Here is a 21,908-nt window from a genome sequence, read left to right on the forward strand (position 1 = left end):
CAATTAAAATGAATTAAACAGAGTGCAAACAAAGACAGGTATTGCACCGCCTGATGCTTTGCGATTAGTCAATACTAAAAAGCCTCATTTGGGAGATGTTGATGGTAACTCCAGGTTTCCGCTCTCGATAGCGTCGCAGGATAGCCATGCCTCCTTCCTTTCTTCCCGCCGCCATTAGCAGTTCATTGATCGCTTCCTTGCTGACCATGCTGGTGCTGTTTTATGTGCAGCATTTGAATGTGCATGTCCGGACTACCCGTTGCTGGGCGCTGGCGTACGCCTTTCTGGTTTTGCGCAGTGCATGCAATTTGCTGGCAGTCACCCATGCACCCCTGCTGGTTCTTGCCGCCGATATGTCCATGCTTGCTTATGTCTGTTTTTTATGGGCAGGTACCAGAATCTTTTATGGCGTGACGGTGCATGTCATGCCTGTCATGCTGGGCTTTGCACTTGCCGTTATGTGGTTGTTGATGACGTTTCTGACCGGTGCCACCTTGTTCTGGCGTACGCTGCCGGTTTACAGTCTGGCGGGCTGCATGCTGATTGCCACGGGCCTGACTTTTTGGCGTATGAAAAATGATCGGCATAGCCTGGGTTACCTTGCCCTCGGTGCGCTGATTTTTTTGAAGGGCGTACACCTGCTGGATTTTCCCTTGTTGCGGGAATATGCCGGGTTTGCCTCGCTGGGTTTTGCCATAGGGGCATTCCTTGATCTTGCCATAGGCATGTTGTTTATGGTGGCAGCTTTGCTGCGTCAACAGGAAGATGCTCACCGCATCAATGAAAACCTGTTACAGGAAATACAGGAACGTCAGCAGGTAGAGCGTATGTCGAAAGAGCGCAATGCACTGTTCGAAAAAGTATTTCAGATGGTTCCTGATGTATTGGCCATATGTCGCGAAAAAGATGGATGTTATCTCGACGTAAACCGTCACTGGGAAACCGTTACCGGATATTCCAGGGATGAAACGCTGGGACGCTATTCACTGGAAATGAATTTATGGGCAGACCCAGGCAAGCGCCCGGAAATGCTCGCCATCCTCGCGCGTGATGGCGAGGTTAATAATTATGAAACGATATACCGGCACAAGCTGGGACATGAATATCATGTGCTGATTTCCGGTACACGCTTTGATGCAGGCAGTGAGCCGTATATCGCCTATGCCATGCAGGATGTGACGACACTGCGCCAGGTGGAGAAATTGCAAGTAAGGGCAGAACGGGAATTACAGGAACGTGAAAAACTCCTGGCGACCGTGTTTCAACTGGTGCCCGACATACTCACCATTACCAGGATGGGTACCGGTCAGTACATAGATGTTAACCGTAACTGGGAACCGATGTCCGGTTACACCCGTGACTATGTCATAGGACGTACCTCCAATGAATTGAATTTATGGGCCAAGCCCGAGCAGCGCGACGAATTGATAGCCCGCATCAATCGGGACGGTGAAGTCAGGGACATGCAAGTGTCGTTTCGCCGCAGAACCGGTCTGGTGACGCAATGCCGCATTTCAGGTTCCAAATTTGAAGCGGGAAATGAAGCTTATTTGCTGCTGTCTTCACGCAATATCGATAGTGAAATCGCGGCAGAAGCAACGCGCTTGCAAGTCGAGTCGCTGTTACGCGAAAATGAACATAAATATTCCACCCTGTTTCAGTTGTCACCAATTCCTCTGGGTCTGGTGGATGTGAAGACGGACCGCATCGTCGAAGTGAATGATGTCTGGCTCAAGGAGTTCGGCTATGCCAGAGACGAGGTGGTTGGGCAGCTTACCAGCGCACTTGGTTTTGATGACCAGCTGGAAAAGCGAAAAGAATTTGATCTGGCCTTACTGCGTGACAAAAAGGTAGATCAGATGGAAATTCATCTGAAGCCCAAAGATGGTGCCAGACTGATTTTCGTGCTGTCGGCCCGCTTGATCACAATGCACAACAAACGCATGTGTATTTTCTCATTGTTGAATGTGACCCGACAGGTAGAAGTCGAGCATGAAATCCGCGAGATGACGGCACAGCTGGAAGAGCGGGTGAAATCGCGTACCCAGAATCTGCAACAGGCGAATGCCGAGCTGGCGTCTGCCATGGCGTCACTCAGACATACCCAGGATGAACTGGTGCGTGCCGAAAAAATGGCAGCCCTGGGTTCACTGGTGGCAGGGGTTGCGCATGAACTGAATACCCCCATCGGCAATAGTGTAACCGTTGCAAGTACCCTGCAAGACAAAACCAGGGAATTAATACAGGATATCAGTGCAGGCAAACTGAAGCGTTCAACACTGGACACCTATGTAGATACTGCCAGCAAGGGGACTGAACTGCTGATGCGTACTCTTGGCATGGCCAGGGAATTGATACGCAGTTTCAAACAGGTGGCCGTAGACCAGTCCAGTAGTCACCGGCGAAATTTCGATTTGCAGACGGTGCTGGAAGAATTGATCGTGACCATGGCGCCGATGTACAAGAATAGTCCTTACAGTCTGTTGACTGATCTGGCCCCCGGCATAAACATGGATAGTTATCCGGGGCCGCTAGGGCAGATCGTGACCAACTTCATGACGAATGCACTGACGCACGGGTTTGAGCACCGCGCCAGCGGTGAAATGCGGCTGAGCTCCCATCTGCAGGACAACGGTAGTGTGCAGATCACCTTCTCGGACAATGGCATGGGAATGAATGAACATGTCAGGAAGCGGGTATTCGATCCCTTTTTCACCACCAAGCTGGGGCAGGGTGGATCGGGGCTGGGAATGAATATTGTCTATAACCTGGTGACTGGCGTGCTGGGGGGCGAGATACAACTGCACAGCCAGCCAGATGAAGGAACCACCTTCATCATGACCCTGCCACTGGTCCCACCTCAGATTGCCAATGAAAATAATGCAAGGGATATAGAGAAAGAAGCTGGTTTCGAGGCTGGTTCCGCTCCATAATTGCATAAAACGCATCTCATTCCTGTTGATGAAATGCGTTTTGGTAAAAAAGTCATTGCAGGCATGCTGGCCTGACTTTTCTGTGGTTTTCTCGTTTCTCTACAATATTGCTTGTCATGATGCGTCTACACCATCATGGAAACCACATTAACCCCTGACGAATTGATGGCTGATCAAGATAATCACATCACTGAAACGGTATTGCGCGAGCGTGCCCGCCTGGGGAGTTTCATACGCAAACGTGTCGCCGATGCCGGTGAAGCGGAAGATATCTTGCAGGATGTGTTTTATGAACTGGTTGAGGCTTACCGGCTGCCAGAACCCATAGAGCAAATAGGTGCGTGGCTGTTTCGTGTGGCGCGCAACCGCATTATTGACCGTTTTCGTAAAAAGAAGGAACTGCCTTTGCCTGAAGCAGGGGAGGGGAACGATGACGACATCTGGCTGGACAAGTTGTTGCCATCGACAGACGAAGGGCCGGAAGCTGCCTATGCACGCAATGCCTTGCTGGCGGAACTGTACGATGCCCTGGAAGAATTACCTGAAGAACAGCGCGATGCCTTCATTGGCCATGAAATAGAAGGCCGCAGTTTTAAAGAAATGGCAGCGGAAACAGGCCTGGGTGTGAATACCCTGCTGGCGCGCAAGCGCTATGCCGTCCTGCATCTGCGTACCCGCTTGCAGGACATATTTGACGAATTGAATTGAAAGAGGAGTATCACCATGTTACATCGTTTTAAAATATTGAAGTTTATGATTCTGGTTGTCGGCGGTATCGCCGCATTGAGCTGGGTCGTCATGATGTTATGGAACTGGCTCATGCCAGCCTTGTTTATCGGCGCACACAGCATCAATTTCTTGCAGGCAGTCGCTTTGCTGGTGCTGAGTAAAATCCTGTTTGGCGGTTTTCGCGGCCACCCAGGAGGCTGGCACAGGCATGGTGACCATCATCATTGGCATCAGCGCTGGGAAAAACTGACACCGGAACAACGCGAAAAATTCCAGCATGGCCTGTTTGGCCGTAAAAAACACTGGGATCAGGCGCACGCTAAAAATAACGAGCAGGCCTGACATGCAGGCGCCAGAAAAGTACATCTGCAAGCAAGAGCCCGGTATCATCGTCCCGGTGGTGAATTTCAGTAAATGTGAAGGCAAGGCCGACTGTGTGCCGGTCTGTCCTGAGCATGTTTTTGAAATTCGCCGCATTGGTAGTGAAGATTATAAAAAACTGGGTTTGCTGGCACAGATCAAGCAACGTGTACATGGCATGAAGGTCGCTTACACTCCACATGCCGATGCCTGCCGCGCCTGCGGGTTGTGTGTGACAGCCTGTCCGGAAAGGGCAATTACCCTGCGCAGGATTGAGTAGGCTGCCCTGGCTGATTGAATGTGATACCAGCGTTCCGGTAGCAGCACCAGGAATTCGATGTCAGGATAAAAGGACGCGTCATGGTGAATTTTCCGGTTGATCAGGTCAGTCCGAAAAGCAGGCATTGCGCGTCAACATGACATACTGGGTTCAGTCATGAAAGCTGTCTTTCACTTCAGTTTCCAACAGCATTGGCGACATGCGCCACTTGCGTATTGGGTACATGTGCCGGTGCCAGATCAGCCGGACAACTGGGTGCCGCCTGCGCCGCCACTGGTACCGCACAAAGGCTATGTTTTTTTGCATGTGGTATTTGAAAAACATGAACTGGTTTTCAGTTCACCGGCGCAACTTGATCATTTCATCCGTACCCTGTCGGCCAAACCTTTGCCGATCACGCGTCATCTGTCAGCGCTAAGGGGGACTGAGCTTGGGCCCAATAGCCATTGGCTGAGTCGCTTGCCCGCTGCCTTGAAAGCCCCGCGCAAACGAGTCATGCTGGTAGCGCACATGCAGGAAGTGCGTTCCCTGGCAGTGAATGCCGACACGCCATTGCAATTTGACTGGAAAAATCAGAACGCACTTCTGATGAAATGAGTTCTGACAATATGATTTATTACGTCAACTGATCCATTGCACCAGCCAGATGGTGGCGGGTTGTGATCAGGTATGTGTACTCTCGTGCCAGTTATCGCCTGGTTTAAAGCGATTCAATACGTGATTGGCCATGCCTTTTGCCAATTCTTCTTCACCAAAGAACACATCACCTATTTCTTCTTTACGCAACAGAATCGACTCATCTTCGCTATGTGTGCGAAGTAAAATTTCTATGCCTGGATTCAGTGCACGGGCAGTTTTTGCCATATGACGAACATTCAGTGTGTCTGGTGTTGCTACCACCAGCATCGCTGCATTGGCAATATGCGCCTGTATCAATACCGCCGGGTCTGCTGCATTGCCGGAAACGGCAGCCATGCCTTTTTTACGAATGTCTTCCACTATTTCACGATTTTGCTCGGCGATGACGTAAGGGATGCCTCTTTCATCCATCGCCTTGGCGATGCGGCGGCCTACTCTGCCATAACCCACCAGCACGACCTGGCCTTCCAGATATTTGCGTTCGGTACTCATGGGCAGTTCTGCGTACGGGTCCTGGCGCTGATCCAGTTCTCGTGCCAGGTCAGAATGGGACAATGCCCATTTTCTAAGCGGTCCTATCAGTGTGAACAAGAAAGAATTCAAGCCTATGGAAATCAGTACACCCGCCAGTATCAGGCTCATCCCTTCGGCAGGTAACAGACCAAGTGATAATCCCAGTCCGGCCAGGATGATGGAAAATTCACCGATTTGCCCCAGGCTGGCGCCGATTGAAAGTGCAGTGTTGAGCGGATAACGCAACAGGATGACCAAAGCTGCCGAGGTGAAAAAATTACCCAGGATGACGATGGCAACCACACAAAGAACGCGCACAGGTTGTGCCGCCAGGATGGCAGGGTCAAATACCATACCGACGGATACAAAAAACAGTACAGAAAAAGCGTCACGCAATGGCAGTGATTCTTCAGCAGCGCGATGGCTAAATTCGGATTCACGCATGACGGTACCGGCAAAGAACGCCCCCAGCGCAAAAGACACGCTGAATATGACCGACGCACCATAAGCAATACCGATAGCGGTTGCAATTACCGACAGAGTGAAGAGTTCGCGCGAACCGGTACGTGCAACCTGCCACAGCAACCATGGCAGCGCACGGCGACCAACAACCAGCATCAAGGCGATAAATATGGATACCTGCAGCAATGTCTTGCCTATGGTCATCCACAACGGTGCCGCGTCTGGCGCTATGGCTGTTGTACTACCCAGCACACCCGCCAGCGGTGGCAATAACACCAGTACCAGCACGGTGACCAAATCCTGAACCACCAGCCAGCCTACTGCTATGCGGCCATTCATGGTGCTCAGCAAGTTGCGCGCTTCCAGTGATTTCAACAAAACGACGGTACTGGCGCAGGCCAGTGACAATCCAAAAATCAGTGATCCACCCAGGCTCCAGGTCCACCAGGATGCAATGACTGCACCCACCGCAGTGGTCAGGCCCATCTGCAAGACCGCACCAGGGATGGCAATCCGCCTTACCGCCAAAAGATCACCGGGTGAGAAATGCAGACCTACGCCAAACATCAGCAGCATGACGCCAATTTCTGATAGCTGTGAGGCGATATTGACATCCGCCACAAAGCCGGGTGTAGCGGGGCCTATCATGATGCCTGCCAGCAGATAACCGACCAGGGCTGGCACTTTAATTTTTTCAGCAATGAATCCGAGGACCAATGCACCGGCAAAAGCTGCTGCAACAGTCGTGATCAAAGAAATACTGTGGTCCATTCGGCTCCTTAAATTTAACCACTCTCGTCATTAAGAGTGGTGTGTACAAACGGTTGAGATGCCATCATTGATATATGGCTCATATCATTGCGTGGATTACGTGGATTACCCGGAACGAATTCAGGAGGAGGGTGGTCAGGCAGCACTGCTCTTACCAACGAGCCCGTCCACTCTTTGCAGTTTGCCCATACGCAGGCTGTCACCAGGTGCATTTCTGCACTTGAGGACGAGCATACAGGGCTTTATCCAGGAAGAGGAAAATAGTAGAGTCAATATTGCTTTCGGTCAAGACTCTTGATCAAGAATTCGTCGTGCCCAGTCAATGCGAAACAGATTTTGAAAACAAGTTCATCACCATGACGCCCGAGATGATCAATGCCATTCCCGCGATGGCTGGCAGATCCAGTTTTTGACCATACACTATCCAGGCAATTGCGCTTACCAATACCACACCAAGCCCGGCCCAGATGGCATAGGCGACACCGACCTGCATGGTCTTCAGTGTCAAAGACAGAAAGTAAAAAGCAATCAGGTATCCAACTGCAACGACTATCGACGGTATCGGTTTCGAAAACCCCTCGCTTGCCTTCAGTGCAGACGTTGCGATGACCTCGCCGGCGATGGCGATTCCCAGAAAAATCCAGTGATTCATGTTGATGCCCTTGTCGTGAAAAAGAACGAGTCAGTCTATATGCCAGGGCATAAAAATAACAGTCTTGTTCTTTGTTGCAGCTTGTGAGCAAACGCAAAGCGGGAAGGATTATTCTGGAGTATTTTTTAATCCATTTCTCCCGTTTTGATGAAGACGATACGACAAGGAATTTTTTCTAAAGTCACCTGTTAAAGGGGTATATTTTTTATAACTTAATGCTTTAAAAATCGATATATTTGTTATTTTGAAATCGAAAATTGTCACAAAAAGCTAAACATTTAACAATAATTCACCAGCAAAACCAACCCTTGTGAGAACTTGGGCGCAGAATAGGTATTGTTTAAGAGCAATGAATTACAACGATCAAATTGAGGAGACCATGATGTTCAATCTTACTATTCGACTCAGACTTATTCTGACCATGGCAGTCATGGGATGTCTGCTGGTCATCGTGGCGGTACTGGGTATTGTTGGTGGTGATCGCAGCAACAGCGCGATCAACGATATTTTTACTAACCAGTTACCATCCGCCATTGCCATTGGCGAGACTCAAGTGAATGCATTGCGCGCAAGAGCTGCGATTGACAGGGTGGTCATGCATCCGGATGCCAGCGAAGCGGCGGCAACCATCAAGCGGTCTGAAAACTTTATCAGTCAGTCTGATAAAGCCTGGGAAAAATATTTATCACTGCCTAGCGACGTTGAAGAAAAAAAGATTTCGGATGATGTCACTGTAAAGCGTAATAATTTCCTCAACGAGGGCTTCAGACCTCTGGTAGCCGCGTTAAAGGCTGGCAAACAGGAAGATGCTGATGCCATCGTCATGGGCAAGGCAGCAAAACTGTATACCGCGTTTTCAGAAAAAGCGGATGAACTGGTCGCCTACCAGACCAAGAGCACAGAACAGCAGTACATGGCCAGCCAGGCCATGAACAGTACTTTCCGCTGGTTAAGCATCAGCGCATTGATTGTTGGATTGATTTTGGTGATTATTTCCAGTGTCTTGCTGTTGCGCGCCATTACCCGGCCCCTTGATCAGATGCTGCAGCATTTTGATGCGATTGCTGCTGGTGATCTGACTGCACCCGTCCACGCCACTTCCCGCGATGAAATGGGTCACTTGATGACAGGTCTGGAAAAAATGCGTGTCAGCCTGGTTGAAACGGTTGCCCGTGTCCGCAAGGGTAGCAGTTCCATCGCCACTGCAACCGATGAAATCGCCAAAGGCAATATGGATTTGTCTGGCCGCACAGAACAACAGGCAGCCAGCCTGGAAGAAACCGCTTCCTCCATGGAAGAGCTGACTTCAACAGTCAGGCAGAATGCGGACAATGCCAAACAGGCAAACCGCTTATCCATTGCTGCCTCGGAAGTGGCGGTGCGTGGTGGCACTCTGGTGGGTGATGTTGTCACCACGATGAATTCGATTAAAGAAAGCTCAGGCAAGATCGTGGATATTATCGGCGTGATTGATGGTATCGCTTTTCAGACGAATATCCTGGCATTGAATGCCGCAGTGGAAGCCGCACGTGCCGGTGAACAGGGGCGCGGGTTTGCCGTGGTGGCCAGCGAAGTCCGCACCCTGGCCCAGCGTTCCGCCAGTGCTGCAAAAGAGATCAAGCAATTGATTGATACCTCGGTAGAAAAAGTGGATGCAGGCAGCAGACTCGTCGATGATGCAGGCAAGACCATGAATGAGATTGTGAACTCCATCAGAAGCGTCACCGACATCATGAGTGAAATTACTGCCGCCAGTATTGAACAAAGCCAGGGCATAGATCAGATCAACACCGCAGTAATACGGATGGATGAAGCAACACAACAAAATGCCGCCCTGGTTGAACAGGCCGCTGCCGCAGCAGGTAGCACCCAGGACCAGGCGCAACAATTGATGGATGCGGTCAGGGTCTTTAAAATTGTGGAAGCAGCACCATCAAACAACAAATCCATGCGCCTTGTTGCCTAATGAAATAATGGATTTACTGGAGGCGGGATTGCCTGGACGTGTCATTGCTTAAGTGTGATCACCATCCCGCCCAGTATTACACTGGAACGCACAGTGTCAAATATTGATCTGTGCTGTGTCCGGCTGCAAGCCTGTTGCTGTTTCAGTCATGTCCTTTCCAGGGCACCAGTTTGTGTTCGAGGCGGCGCATAAGCAGATCGAACAAATATGCAACGATGCCGATAAGGATGATACCCATGATCACGATATCGGTACGCAAGAAGCTGGATGCATTCAATACAAGCTGTCCTACCCCAGCCGTGGCTGCCACCATTTCAGCCGCAACCAGGGTCGTCCAGCCGAAGCCGATGGCAATCCTCAAGCCAGTCAGAATATCCGGCAGCGCTGCCGGTAAGATCACATGCCGCAATAATTGCCATTGACTCGCACCCATCGACAGCGCTGCATGCAGTTGTTCCGATGCCACCTTGATGACGCCAGCGCGGGTAGCGACCGCGATGGGCGCAAAACAGGCCAGGTAGATCAGCAATATCTTGGCCGTCTCGTCGATGCCGAACCAGATCACGATCAAAGGCAGATAGGCCAGTGGTGGCAGCGGACGATAGAATTCGAGGAGAGGATCAAAAATACCACGCACGATACGGTTGGTACCCATCAGCAAGCCCAGCGGCACGGCGCTGATAGCAGCAAGAAAAAATGCACCAAACACCCGTAACAGACTCCAGGCCAGATGCTGGAGTAATGGCAGCCCGCCTTGTATATTGCCGTTCCATGCCTGCGCAGCGGCAAGCCATACCGCCGCAGGCGAAGGCAGAAATAAAGGTTCTATCCAGGCCCTGGCAGTGATGATCCACCAGCCCAGCAACAGAATTGCGATAGTGGCGATGGTGACGCCCAGCGTTTTTCCACTTCCCGGGCGAGGGTATACCTTTGCCACTGGTAATAGTGGCGTGGTCTTGCGCTGTGCAGGTTCTGCATAGGCGATATCAGGGATAGCAGGTGAAGTCGATGAGAGAGTCATGGCGTGGCAGTTCAGACAGGGTGGTGCACAAGTTGCAGCAGGCGTTCACGCCAGGCAATAAAATCAGGCGATGACTTTACTGCACGCGCATCGCCAGACGCCAGATAGTCACCTGAAAACGGCAGCTTGAATTGATGGGCAATGCGGCCTGGGCGTGGCGACATGACAATCACACGCGATCCCAGAAACAGCGCTTCTTCAACGCTGTGAGTAATGAAAAAAATGGTTTTCTTGCTGCGTTGCCAGACATTGACCAGCAGTTCCTGTATCGATTCCCGCGTTAATGCATCAAGCGCACCCATCGGTTCATCCATCAGCAGCACGCGGGGATTATTGGCCAGTGCACGGGCAATTCCGACACGTTGTTGCATACCACCTGACAATTGATAGACTGGCGCCGAAGCAAATTGCTCCAGTCCGACCAGGCGTAAGTTGTCGAGTGCAAGCGCATTGCGCTCGTTACGCGCAATGCCACGAAAGCGCAATCCCAGCGCGACATTGTCAAGCACGTTCAGCCATGGCATCAGCGCATGTTTTTGAAACACCACGCCCACTTCAGGACTGGGGCCGGTGATTGCTACATCGTCGAGCATGACTTCGCCTTCCGACGCCTGTATAAATCCAGCCAGGCAATTCAGCAAGCTGGTCTTGCCACATCCTGACGGGCCAAGTGCGACCACGAATTCGCCAGGGGCGATAGACAGATTGACATCGGACAAGGCCAGTGCTTCGTCAGCCCCGGCACCGGCGAAGCGCACCGAGAGCCGGCGTATGTCAAGCTGACCGCCACTGTGCGCAGTTGGCAGGTTTATTGTGCTGCCTTGCGTACCCATGTTGCATTGACTCCTACACTGTAGTCCGGCAATACCGTCTGGATGGTACCCTGGGTTTTCAGGAAGGCTGCCGTAGCAGCCAGCGATTTGGCAGCACCGCCACCCAGCCATTGGGCTGAAGCCTGCTGCTGCAAGGTCGGAAACTCATACAGCGCCAGGCTGGCGGGGACTTCGGCAGCATCCGCACCAGCCCATTTGGCTACCGCTTTGATCTGCGCAGAATCCACCTTCCAGTTCGCTTTGTTGTTGCGATAGTCGGCATCTGTTGCTGCCAGCAGCTTCACCAGTTCGGTCAGGAAGGTATCATTCTGTTTGGCGAAATCCTTGTTCACCACAATGCCGTCAAAGGTCGCGGTGCCGGTCTGTTTGGCGATTTCGCCAGAGGAGATCAGGGTCTTTCCGGTTTTCTTGACTTTGGCCAGCACAGGATCCCAGATGAAGGTCGCATCAATATCGCCACGTTCCCATGCGGCGGCAATTTCTGGTGGACGCAGGTTGATGATCTTGACGTTGCGTGCATCGACTTTGGCATGTTCCAGTGCTAGCAGCGTATGGAAATGTGAAGTCGAAACAAATGGCACAGCGATGCGTTTGCCATTCAGATCAGCCAGCGATTTGACATTACTGCCATTGCGTACCACCAGCGCTTCGGCATCATTGATATTGTCCAGAATCCAGAACAACTGGATATTCAAACCTTGCGACAAACCTGATGCAATCGGTGCCGAGCCTGCTTCGCCGATTTGTACCGAACCGGAAGCCAGTGCCCGGATGACGTCTGCACCGCTCGCCAGTTTGCGGAAAGTGACTTTATATCCGGTCTTCTGTTCCAGGTTTTGCGTTTCCTGCGCATAGCGCCAAGGCACCACCATGTCCTGATAAGCGATGACGACTTCTTTGGTTTCGGCCACGGCATTCCCCATAAGGAAGACGCTGGCGGCGAGGGCAAGGACACGCAGATTTTTTTTCATATATGGTAATGGACAGGTGGATAGTCGGCCCAGTATAGGAGTCAGTTTTGTACGACAAAACGAATCTTTTCGACTAAGAATATGCGTGTGTTGATCTGTTCTGAACACGAACCACCATGAAACGCAGCAATGCAGGGAAATCAGCGGCAAGTGGCCGGGCCTGGTATCAGGCGCAACAATTGATGGATGCAAGGAGTGCAATGAGGGTGGCGGATGCGGACAGAATCTTTAGATTGTGCAGGTGCAGGTTTTAAGCAATTAAGCAGTTAAGCAGTTAAGCAGCAAGACCATGCAGCTTGTTGTCTGATCGCTGGCGCAAAAATTTGACGTGTTCTAATCGAAGTGAGGATTTTCTTTTCTGATTACAGCCAGTGCTTCTGTCAATGCATGGTCCGCACGCCTGGCAGTATCCGCGTCGCAATGTTCGGTCAGTATCTGCGTCAATTGGCGCAATTGCGTAACCGTCAATCCCACGCGCATGCTGGCGGCCATGTGAGAGCGCAATTGCGCCTCTACACCGGGCGTGGCGGCCAAGGCTCCGACCGTCGCCAACTCGCGGCTTTGCCAGTCGAGGTTGTCCCGCTCGAAGATGTCACCAAACAAATGGGTCTGTAAAAACTGGTTGATGACAGGCGCAAAATCGAACACTGCTCCCTTGACTGTTGCGCCGGCAATCTTGGTCTGGTTGGATGTCCCGGCGACGATCAGTGCATCGCCGGTGGGGATGGCACGACCAGGTTCACGTCCAACTATGTCATGGATACCACTTTGTTGGCGCGCTGCTACGACCTTCATTAATTCTTGCAGTGCGTTAAGACTGCGTGGAAAGCCTGTATAGGCATAAAGCTGCACCAGAATTTCTTTCGCCTCGCTCACCGTGAGACCCGCATCCAGCCCCTGATTCAATGCCGCGCTGAGTTTGGGCATATCGCTCATTGCCATGAAAGCGGCGATCAATGGGATGGACTGCTGGCGGGCGGAAAGTGCGACGGAGGCAGGTTCTTGGCGTATCATGGATTGCGACTCCGTTTCGTTTTGAGCAGCATGCCCGGATGCCACCACCAACCCCAGCCCTACCACCAGGGCTGAAGCAGCCGCCAGCAAACGGACTTTGCGACGATTAGTGGGAATTGTATTGGTCATCGCTTACTTTCTCCATCCAGATTACGCTTTTGCCATCGATAGAATTTGTTACTGCCAGATGAGTCATCGCTATCGTCGGTGCGGCGCCGTGCCAGTGTTTGACACCGGGTGGGCATAGCACCACATCGCCAGTTTGAATTACCTGTATCGGTTTGCCCCATTCCTGTGTCAATCCGGTTCCGGAAATCACCACGAGCCGCTGCCCCGCAGGGTGGATGTGCCAGGCCGAGCGGGCGCCTGGTTCGAAACTCACGTAGGCACCTGTTGCAGAGTTGTGCTCGTTGGCAGGAAATAATGGAGTAACATTTACTCGCCCGATGAAGTAATCCGGTGACCCGATGATGGAAGCCTGACTACCGGCGCGCACTATTTCCTGCGTCGGAGCGGATGCATGCTCATGCTCATATTCATGTGCCTGTGCTGTGGTTGCCCAAATAATGCATACTGCGAGCGTTGAAAAGAATCTATTCATGAGTATTTTTTTATTTAACTTCTGGGGCGAATTGATTAAAGAGTCCGGGCATAAAACCTGGTCAGTTTTCCCATAGCGGCGTCAACGTATCTGGGTACCCAATAGGTTTCGATATGTGTTGCCCCCTCAATTTTGAACAACTCTTTATCCTTGGTTCCAGTTGCTTTGGCAAAGGCTTCCTCCGTCATGTACAGACTATCCGCTTTGCTACCAGCGATCATCAGTAAAGGCTTGTTAATCAGCTCAATCTGATTCGTTGCATCAAAGCGCATCAGATCAAGCAGACTGCTTAACGTGTACCGCCCCTCCGAATTTGGATGGGCATGGGTTTTTCCGTAATATTCAAATCCTTGACGATACATTTCAAATGGCAGCCTGGCAATTTGCTCATCAGTCAGTTGCACGTCGTTAGCGTACAGAATTTTCCCGCCGGTTACCTCTTGCGCTCTGGCATTCGAGGCCTGCAACAAGCGCTCCTGAATCGTGGAAAGTTGTGAGTCCATGAATCCGTTACGACGAACCCGCCCAGAATTGAACATGCTCAATGTCGCAATGGATTTAAATCGTTTGTCGGTTTGCGCTGCGGCCAGTGAATACCCGCCGCCACCGCAGATACCGAGCAAACCCAGGCGGGCGCTATCGACACCGGCATACTGAATAATGAAATCCGCCATGCCATGGATATCCTCAATACGGTTCGAGGGTTTGTCGACATAACGCGGTTGGCCGCCGCTCGCGCCCTGATACGCGGCATCTGCCGCAATCGTGATGTAGCCTTGTTCTGCCAAGTGTTGAGCATAAAGTCCGGCCACTTGCTCTTTCACGCCGCCATTCGGATGCGCTACCACCACAGCGGGGTAGGTTTTCTTCGGATCGTAGTTGGCTGGAGTATAGATATTTGCTGAAATATCCAGACCATTGAGTTTGTAAGAGACCGGGTGAATATGGATCTTGCCCGACTCATTTTGAGTGATCGCACCGTCATAAACCAGGGTGTAAGGATTCTTTTTATAGTCCGCTGCGCTGGATTGTGCTGAAACGGCGATCGCTGCCGATAAGGCAAATGCTTGTAAAGTTGTTTGCACCATATAAATGTCCTTGTCTGTAAAGTTCATGCTTCAAAAATGTGAATCGTCCATCTTGGTAATCGGTAGGGAAGGCGCTTGATTGCCAGACACCAAAAACTGCTGCGCTATCAGCTTTCCTGGTGCGTCGATTGGAAGACGATCTCTTTAATGCGCTCAACACACCGGGTTTTGATTACGACGATTGCACAAAATCCAAATTCGCTTTGTTATGAACGAGTATAGTTTGCTGTGATCTATTCAACTATGGGATAAAATTAGTACAAGCTAATGAGAAAAATTCATTTATGAAGGTTGGTCTATCTGAACTGACGGCGTTTACCGCCATAGCAGAGCACAAGAGTTTCCGCACGGCTGCATTGCGTCTCGGGATATCTCCGTCTGCGTTGAGTCATTCTCTCCGCCATTTGGAGGAACGACTAAATGTGAGGTTATTTAACCGCACCACGCGCTCCGTAGCATTAACCGAGGCAGGGGAACAACTATTGCGTCGTGTAGCCCCGGCCATTATTGATTTGTCCGACGCCATGGATGAAGTCGCATCTTCAGTGAACCGGCCATCGGGCGTGATTAAAATCAGCGCTGCTGAAGCAGGTGCCAGGCCATTGATACGTCACGTGCTGCCTGGTTTTCTTGCAAAGTACCCGGATATTCAAGTGGAATTTGTTGTCGATACGCGTTTTGTGGATATCGTAGCCGATGGCTATGATGCAGGCATCCGTGTCTTTGATGACGTGCCGCGAGACATGATTGCCGTGAAATTTGGACCAGAAATGAAATTCACTGCTGTCGCTTCACCAGAATATCTCGCTGAATATGGCATACCCGAAATGCCCGAGGACTTACTGCGCCACCGCTGTATTCGCTTTCGGTTTGCCAGCGGTAATCTTTATCGTTGGAATCTGGAGCGTTCCGATAAAAGCTTCAACATGGATGTGGAAGGACCGATGACCTTAGGAAATACAAACTTGATGACCGAAGCCGCGTTGGGTGGTATCGGCATTGCCTGGGTTCCCGAATATCAATCGACTGAACACCTTGCTTCTGGCAGGCTGGTTCACCTATTGAAGGACTGGAGTCCCTCCATGCCGGGGCTCTGTTTCTACTACCCCGCAAATCGCCACCCTCCAACAGCATTGCGTCTGTTCATACAAGCCATCAAAGACTGGAAGGAGAGTGATTTGCATTGCCATCGCTGATGTTGGCACTCTCGTTGGAGTGACTGTGTCAATATGCGGCGTATTGAATAGACGAATGACGAACGCTTTCAACACGAGTAATCAGCTATAAGTGAGAACAGACAGTGTGAGGTACGAAGGAGGGCGCGTAGAAATGAATAACGGGCCACAAGGGCCCGTTATTACTTGGTTCTTGGCGGAGAAGGGGGGATTCGAACCCCCGGTAGGGATAAACCTACGCACGCTTTCCAGGCGTGTGACTTAAACCACTCATCCACCTCTCCTACTACATTCGCAGTCATTTGCCGTAACAGCGAAGTCCGCTATTCTAGCAAAATAAAATTCAACTTGGAAGCTTTTTTCTTTTTTGTTGAAAAAGACTTAAGCACCCAGCCATGGCAAGCCCAGTTGGCACCAGCCGCCTAGGGTTTTCCGGTGGCCGTCGGTGTCTTTGTCACCTTCAAAGCCTTGCCGGATGTCAAAGCAGTTGGTGTAACCATTCTCTGTTGCCAGTTTGGCGGCATGACGTGAACGTACCCCAGAGCGGCACAGGAAAAGAAGGGCTGTGGTTTTGTCGGGTGCCGCAGCTTGCAGTTGTGCCAGAAAATCAGGATTGGGGACGCCTCCGGGGTAGAGGCTCCATTGTACGGCCTGGTGTTGCGTTGGATTGATGTTGACGCGACCGACCCAGTCTCGTTCGGCATTGGTGCGCACGTCCACCAGCAAGACGCCGCTATCGTTTTGCAATAATTCAAAAGCTTCTTGCGGGGTGACTGCGCCGGCATAATCCAGGGCTTGTTCCTGGCCACGCTGGCGCGCTGTCTGAAGATGATCAGTGGTGGACATATTGGTCTCCGTGCATTGTTGCTGAATGGGTTAGCCTTTAGTGTATATTAAATCGGGGCTTGGCTTACCATATAGATAACCCTGAAACGCCTGACAACCCTGCTGTACCAGAAACTTTTGCTGCGCGCTGGTTTCTACGCCTTCGGCAATCACTGCCAGTCCCAGGCTTTGTCCCAGTCCGATGATGGTGCGGGTGATGACGGCATCATTGGTGTTGTTGAGCATCTCGCGTACGAAAGACTGGTCGATTTTCAACTGATCCAGGGGCAGGCGTCTCAGATAGGATAGGGAAGAATAACCAGTCCCGAAATCATCCAGGGAAAAACCGACTCCCTGCATTTTGAGCTGATTCATTCTTGCGATGGTTTCTTCTGCATTATCTACCAGCAGGCTTTCTGTCAATTCCAGTTTTAGCTTGCTGGCATCGATGTTTGCATGACGGATGATGTCCTGCACCTGGGCCACAAAATCAATCTGCTTGAATTGGCGGGCACTGACATTGACCGCCAGCGTCAGCGCTGATGTTGCCGGATCTTGCTGCCACTCGGCCAGTTTCTGGCAGGCGGTCTGCAAGATCCAGATGCCAAGTGGGATGATAAGTCCTGATTCTTCTGCCTGCGGAATAAATTCGGCGGGGGACACCAGACCACGCTGCGGGTGCTGCCAGCGTATCAGTGCTTCTGCCCCGATGGTTTTGCCTGCTGCGTTGACCTGCGCCTGGTAATGCAAAACAAACTGCTGTTGCGCCAATCCAAGACGCAGATCTGCTTCCATGGCAGCGCGGGCATTAACGATGTCAAGCATGTCCGGGTCAAAGAAACGAAACAGGTTGCCGCCGCTGGCTTTGGCTTCATACATCGCGACTTCTACTTGTTTCAGCAGTTCTTCTGCGTCGTCACTGTGTCTGCCAAACAGGGTAATACCGATACTGGCACTGCTGTGATATTCAAGATGTTCCAGGTCATATGGCTGATGCAGGTCGGACAGTATTTTGGTGGCGATCATCTGGGCTTCTATCGCTGCCTCGCGCATGTTGTCGCTGAGGTCATCCAGCAATAAAACAAATTCGTCGCCACCATGGCGGGCCAGTGTGTCGCCTTGCCGTATGCTGTGCGCCAGGCGTTTGGCAACCACTTGCAATAACAGATCACCCTTGCCATGGCCTATGGTGTCGTTGATGCTCTTGAAATTATCCAGATCAAGAAACAGCAATGCGCCAAAGCGGTTGTGGCGCGATTTGCTCAGTAGTGTGTGTTGCAGCCTGTCCAGTAACAGACGGCGGTTGGCAAGACCTGTCAGGGCATCGTGATAGGCGAGATGTTCGAGTTTTGCTTCTGTGGTTTTTCTTTGGGTGATATCCAGCATGGTGGCAACATAGTTGACGACCTTGCCATTGCCGGATTTGACGGCGGTGATGGTCAGCCATTCCGGATACACTTCGCCGTTTTTGCGGCGGTTCCAGATTTCGCCTTGCCAGTAGCCGCTTTTTTCAAGGTGGCCGGTCATTTCGGCATAGAAGCTATTGCCATGCATGCCGGATTTTAACAGGCTGGTTTGCTTGCCTATGGCTTCTTCCCTGGTGTAGCCGGTGATGCGTGTAAATGCCTGATTGACGCGCAATATGGTTCTGTGTTCATCGGTGATGACCATGCCTTCCTGGCCTTCGAAGGCAATGGCGGCAATACGCAAATCTTCTTCTACATGTTTGCGTTCGGTGATGTCTTGCACGGTGCCATAGCGATTGATGGCGCTGCCGTCTGCCTGCCGTTCCAGCTTGATTTGTATATGCAGCCAGCGGATCTGGGTATCAACCAGTATGCGGTGCTCGATTTCCATATCCTGACCAGACATGGCTCTGTCCCATGCGTTGCCAGCCAGGGTCCTGTCGTCTGGATGTACCCGCTGCAAGATGGTGGCGCAGGTGATTTTACTGTCAGGGTTTATTCCCCAGATGCGGCAGGCTTCTTCTGTATACCGTATGTCCTGATTATCGAGGCTGCTGATCCAGCTACCGGTTTTTGAAATGGTCTGGGCGCGGCGCAATTCTGCTTCACGTTGCGCCAGCTGGGCAGTTCTTTTTTCTATGATTTTTTTCAGACCGCGTTTTTGCTCACGTGCTTCCAGCAATAGCCTGACCAGATATGCCAGCATTGCACTGAAGATAAATCCCACTACATAGTTGAACAGTGTGTCTTGCCTGACGGTAATCGAAGGATCCAGTAATTTAATGTTATCGACACTCCGGTTACGCATTTCGGGGATGAGCGTGAAACTGGTGAGCATGGCCAGTAAGAATGTCCCCATGGCGAAAAGCAGGGGCTTGGTAAGAAATTGGCGTAAATAGGCATGCATGATTATTTGTCTTTGGCGTATGGCGCAATTGTGCAAGAGCCGAAAACCTAAACCCTGCAAACAGGCGAAATGAAGATAGCGACTCTGGCAGTGAGAGTCAATCTCGCTGGTAGAAATGAAGGGCGCGATTGATACTGATCAAATGACGACCATCCAGTTGCTTTTGGTTTGGCTATTTGAATAAGATTCTGAACATCAGTCAGCGCGGATGAACTGCTTGATAAGTTGACCAGTGAATGATTAATGGGTTAGTAGTTAATGATCCGGGCGGTAGGATGTGACGTGAGAGAAGTGTTATTTACACAATAAAATAAATTCCGCACTAAACGTGTGCATAAACTGGCATTTGGCAACATATTGCATTTATTTGGTGCAATATTTTATTTTTGCACCAAATTGAATCGTTTTGCTATTTGTTTGTTTGCGGCAAGACATGAGCATGCACAAAGAAAACGCCACAAAAACAAGCATTTAACAAATTTCGAATTTGAATATGCTTTGGCTGGTTGATGGCATGGATTCTGCTATCATCTCTCACTGAGTTTAGCCGCCAGTTGAATTCAAGAGTGGATGAGGTAGGACTGTTCACTCGTTCTTGGTTGCTGGCAGGTGCAGGGCTCAGCAATTTCCGAATTTTTTTTAGCTCTATTTGAGGAGTTTCACATGGCAATGACAGCCGCAGAAGTCTTGAAAATGGCGAAAGACAACGAAGTTAAGTTCGTTGATTTTCGCTTTGCTGATACCCGAGGCAAAGAACAGCACGTTACTGTTCCAGTTTCCCAGTTCGATATCGATAAATTCGAATCTGGCCATGCATTTGACGGCTCGTCTATCGCTGGCTGGAAAGGTATCGAAGCATCCGACATGTTGTTGATGCCTGATCCTAATACTGCAAATATTGACCCTTTCTTCGAAGAAACAACATTGTTCATGCAATGTGACGTCATCGAGCCATCCGATGGCAAAGGCTATGACCGCGATCCACGTTCCATCGCAAAACGCGCTGAAGCGTATCTGAAATCTTCTGGCATTGGTGATACCGCCTACTTTGGCCCAGAACCAGAATTCTTCATTTTTGACAGCGTACGCTGGAAAGTGGATATGTCCGGTTCCTTCGTCAAGATCGATTCCGAAGAAGCTTCCTGGACAACAGGCGAAAAACTGGAAGGCGGCAATACTGGTCATCGTCCTACCGTTAAAGGCGGTTATTTCCCGGTTCCTCCAGTCGACAGCTTCCAGGACATGCGTTCTGAAATGTGCCTGATCCTGGAATCCCTGGGCATTCCGGTTGAAGTGCATCACCATGAAGTGGCTGGCGCTGGTCAAAATGAAATCGGCACCAAGTTTTCTACTCTGGTAGAACGCGCTGACTGGACACAAAACCTGAAATACGTAGTCTGGAACGTAGCGCATACCTACGGCAAGACAGCGACTTTCATGCCTAAGCCTATCGTTGGCGACAACGGTTCTGGCATGCACGTACATCAATCCATCTGGAAAGATGGCAAAAACCTGTTTGCTGGCGACGGCTATGCTGGTTTGTCTGATTTCGCCCTGTACTACATCGGCGGTATTATCAAACATGCAAAAGCATTGAACGCGATCACTAATCCAGGTACCAACTCTTACAAGCGTCTGGTTCCAGGTTATGAAGCACCGGTTAAACTGGCTTACTCCGCACGTAACCGTTCTGCTTCCATCCGTATTCCTTACGTTGCCAATCCAAAAGGCCGTCGTATTGAAACACGTTTCCCTGATCCACTGGCGAACCCATACCTGTGCTTCTCTGCACTGATGATGGCAGGTCTGGACGGCGTTCAAAACAAAATCCATCCTGGCGAAGCAGCGAGCAAAGATCTGTACCATTTGCCACCAGAAGAAGATGCATTGATCCCGACAGTCTGCGCTTCCCTCGAAGAAGCACTGAATGCATTGAACAAAGATCGTGAATTCCTGACACGCGGTGGTGTGTTCAGCGACAGCATGATTGATGCGTACATTGACTTGAAAATGCAAGAAGTACAACGCTTCCGCATGACGACTCATCCAGTCGAATTCGACATGTACTACTCTCTGTAATCAGGGTAAAAACAGAAAAAGCGGGGGCAACCCCGCTTTTTTTGTTACAAATGCTAATTTTTTCGTAATTGTGTTGCATCGCTGCATCGCATACACTACAAGTCCGTGATTGATTATTGCTTTAATATGAATCGACTATTGTCAGCTTTCATTCTCCTGATTGGTGTGCAGGCCTATGCCCATGCGCAGGCCGATGTGTATCTATGCGTCGACGAGAACGGTAAAAAGGAATATAAGAACACGGGCGCAGTCAAAGGTTGTAAAAAGGTGGAATTGCAGGGCATTACGGTGGTACCGGCCCCTGTCTTCCCGGCAGCAGGCAAAAAGCCCCAGGGCAAGCCTGCCAGCAGCCCTACCGACTTCCCCAAAGTAGATGAGGGAACGCAAAAAGCCAGAGATTCAGACCGCAAGCAGATTTTGCAGGACGAATTGAAGGCGGAGGAGCAGAAGCTCGCGAATTTGAAAAAAGAGTTCAATAATGGTGAGCCTGAAAGGCGAGGCGATGAAAAGAATTACGCCAAATACCAGGAACGCACCAATTTGATGAAAGAAGACATCAGTCGCACCGAAAAGAACATAGAAGCGCTTAAACGAGAGATAGCTAATTCGAAATAAGTCGCCCA

Annotated in this window: 19 protein-coding genes and 1 tRNA gene; 9 read left to right on the forward strand and 11 right to left on the reverse strand. The window is 50.7% G+C overall.

What is annotated here, in order from left to right; genetic code table 11:
- The first annotated feature begins 146 nt into the window (after positions 1-146).
- From H8L32_RS18225 to H8L32_RS18245, 5 genes are all read left to right on the forward strand, one after another.
- A complete protein-coding gene (locus tag H8L32_RS18225) occupies positions 147-2,933 on the forward strand; it encodes a PAS domain S-box protein (RefSeq protein WP_186948683.1) in 2,787 nt (928 codons plus the stop codon).
- Between the two features lie 135 nt (positions 2,934-3,068).
- Complete coding sequence (locus tag H8L32_RS18230; protein WP_186948684.1) at positions 3,069-3,641, forward strand: RNA polymerase sigma factor; 573 nt, start codon at positions 3,069-3,071, stop codon at positions 3,639-3,641.
- Between the two features lie 15 nt (positions 3,642-3,656).
- Positions 3,657-4,004 (forward strand): hypothetical protein, encoded by a 348-nt coding sequence (locus H8L32_RS18235; RefSeq protein ID WP_230412296.1) that lies wholly within the window; start codon positions 3,657-3,659, stop codon positions 4,002-4,004.
- A gap of 1 nt (position 4,005) precedes the next feature.
- Positions 4,006-4,302, forward strand: coding sequence for a 4Fe-4S dicluster domain-containing protein (locus tag H8L32_RS18240; protein ID WP_186948685.1), 297 nt, complete (start codon positions 4,006-4,008; stop codon positions 4,300-4,302).
- A 156-nt stretch (positions 4,303-4,458) separates the two neighbouring features.
- Positions 4,459-4,899, forward strand: coding sequence for a hypothetical protein (locus tag H8L32_RS18245; RefSeq protein ID WP_186948686.1), 441 nt, complete (start codon positions 4,459-4,461; stop codon positions 4,897-4,899).
- Positions 4,900-4,965: 66 nt separating this feature from the next.
- On the opposite strand, the gene H8L32_RS18250 is transcribed toward H8L32_RS18245, so the two are convergent.
- Both H8L32_RS18250 and H8L32_RS18255 read right to left on the reverse strand, forming a co-directional pair.
- A complete protein-coding gene (locus H8L32_RS18250) occupies positions 4,966-6,687 on the reverse strand; it encodes a cation:proton antiporter (RefSeq protein ID WP_186948687.1) in 1,722 nt (573 codons plus the stop codon).
- Between the two features lie 319 nt (positions 6,688-7,006).
- A complete protein-coding gene (locus tag H8L32_RS18255) occupies positions 7,007-7,339 on the reverse strand; it encodes a DMT family transporter (RefSeq protein ID WP_186948688.1) in 333 nt (110 codons plus the stop codon).
- 379 nt (positions 7,340-7,718) lie between these two features.
- On the opposite strand from H8L32_RS18255, the gene H8L32_RS28195 reads away from it, so the two are divergent.
- Positions 7,719-9,305 carry a methyl-accepting chemotaxis protein gene (locus tag H8L32_RS28195; RefSeq protein ID WP_186948689.1) on the forward strand — a complete coding sequence of 529 codons (1,587 nt, stop codon included), beginning with the start codon at positions 7,719-7,721 and terminating at the stop codon, positions 9,303-9,305.
- A 142-nt stretch (positions 9,306-9,447) separates the two neighbouring features.
- Here the strand turns inward: H8L32_RS28195 and H8L32_RS18265 are convergent, their stop codons facing one another.
- From H8L32_RS18265 to H8L32_RS18290, 6 genes are all read right to left on the reverse strand, one after another.
- Positions 9,448-10,326 carry an ABC transporter permease subunit gene (locus tag H8L32_RS18265; protein WP_186948690.1) on the reverse strand — a complete coding sequence of 293 codons (879 nt, stop codon included), beginning with the start codon at positions 10,324-10,326 and terminating at the stop codon, positions 9,448-9,450.
- An 11-nt stretch (positions 10,327-10,337) separates the two neighbouring features.
- Entirely contained in the window at positions 10,338-11,159 is an 822-nt protein-coding gene (locus tag H8L32_RS18270) for a taurine ABC transporter ATP-binding protein (RefSeq protein WP_186948691.1), read from the reverse strand.
- On the reverse strand, positions 11,135-12,130 hold the full coding sequence (tauA, locus tag H8L32_RS18275; RefSeq protein WP_186948692.1) for a taurine ABC transporter substrate-binding protein: 996 nt from the start codon (positions 12,128-12,130) through the stop codon (positions 11,135-11,137). Before tauA ends, H8L32_RS18270 begins: the two co-directional genes overlap by 25 nt.
- A gap of 333 nt (positions 12,131-12,463) precedes the next feature.
- Positions 12,464-13,273: a carboxymuconolactone decarboxylase family protein gene (locus H8L32_RS18280; RefSeq protein ID WP_186948693.1), complete on the reverse strand. Its 810-nt coding sequence runs from the start codon at positions 13,271-13,273 to the stop codon at positions 12,464-12,466.
- Positions 13,251-13,745: a (R)-mandelonitrile lyase gene (locus H8L32_RS18285; protein WP_186948694.1), complete on the reverse strand. Its 495-nt coding sequence runs from the start codon at positions 13,743-13,745 to the stop codon at positions 13,251-13,253. The genes H8L32_RS18280 and H8L32_RS18285 overlap by 23 nt, the downstream gene beginning before the upstream one ends.
- Positions 13,746-13,780: 35 nt before the next feature.
- Positions 13,781-14,833 carry an alpha/beta hydrolase gene (locus H8L32_RS18290; RefSeq protein ID WP_186948733.1) on the reverse strand — a complete coding sequence of 351 codons (1,053 nt, stop codon included), beginning with the start codon at positions 14,831-14,833 and terminating at the stop codon, positions 13,781-13,783.
- Between the two features lie 284 nt (positions 14,834-15,117).
- On the opposite strand from H8L32_RS18290, the gene H8L32_RS18295 reads away from it, so the two are divergent.
- Positions 15,118-16,029: a LysR family transcriptional regulator gene (locus H8L32_RS18295; protein ID WP_186948695.1), complete on the forward strand. Its 912-nt coding sequence runs from the start codon at positions 15,118-15,120 to the stop codon at positions 16,027-16,029.
- A 173-nt stretch (positions 16,030-16,202) separates the two neighbouring features.
- Here H8L32_RS18295 and H8L32_RS18300 read toward each other — a convergent pair.
- From H8L32_RS18300 to H8L32_RS18310, 3 genes are all read right to left on the reverse strand, one after another.
- Positions 16,203-16,292, reverse strand: a tRNA-Ser gene (locus tag H8L32_RS18300).
- A gap of 97 nt (positions 16,293-16,389) precedes the next feature.
- Positions 16,390-16,854 carry a rhodanese-like domain-containing protein gene (locus H8L32_RS18305; RefSeq protein WP_186948696.1) on the reverse strand — a complete coding sequence of 155 codons (465 nt, stop codon included), beginning with the start codon at positions 16,852-16,854 and terminating at the stop codon, positions 16,390-16,392.
- A 30-nt stretch (positions 16,855-16,884) separates the two neighbouring features.
- The gene (locus H8L32_RS18310) at positions 16,885-19,206 is read right to left on the reverse strand and encodes a putative bifunctional diguanylate cyclase/phosphodiesterase (RefSeq protein WP_186948697.1); all 2,322 of its coding nucleotides are present in this window, start codon (positions 19,204-19,206) and stop codon (positions 16,885-16,887) included.
- A 663-nt stretch (positions 19,207-19,869) separates the two neighbouring features.
- On the opposite strand from H8L32_RS18310, the gene glnA reads away from it, so the two are divergent.
- Together glnA and H8L32_RS18320 are read left to right on the forward strand one after the other, a co-directional pair.
- On the forward strand, positions 19,870-21,285 hold the full coding sequence (gene glnA, locus H8L32_RS18315; RefSeq protein ID WP_186948698.1) for a type I glutamate--ammonia ligase: 1,416 nt from the start codon (positions 19,870-19,872) through the stop codon (positions 21,283-21,285).
- Between the two features lie 126 nt (positions 21,286-21,411).
- Complete coding sequence (locus H8L32_RS18320) at positions 21,412-21,900, forward strand: DUF4124 domain-containing protein (RefSeq protein WP_186948699.1); 489 nt, start codon at positions 21,412-21,414, stop codon at positions 21,898-21,900.
- The last annotated feature ends 8 nt before the right edge of the window (positions 21,901-21,908 follow it).

Source organism: Undibacterium hunanense (assembly GCF_014284335.1).
GTDB classification, from domain to species: domain Bacteria; phylum Pseudomonadota; class Gammaproteobacteria; order Burkholderiales; family Burkholderiaceae_D; genus Undibacterium; species Undibacterium hunanense.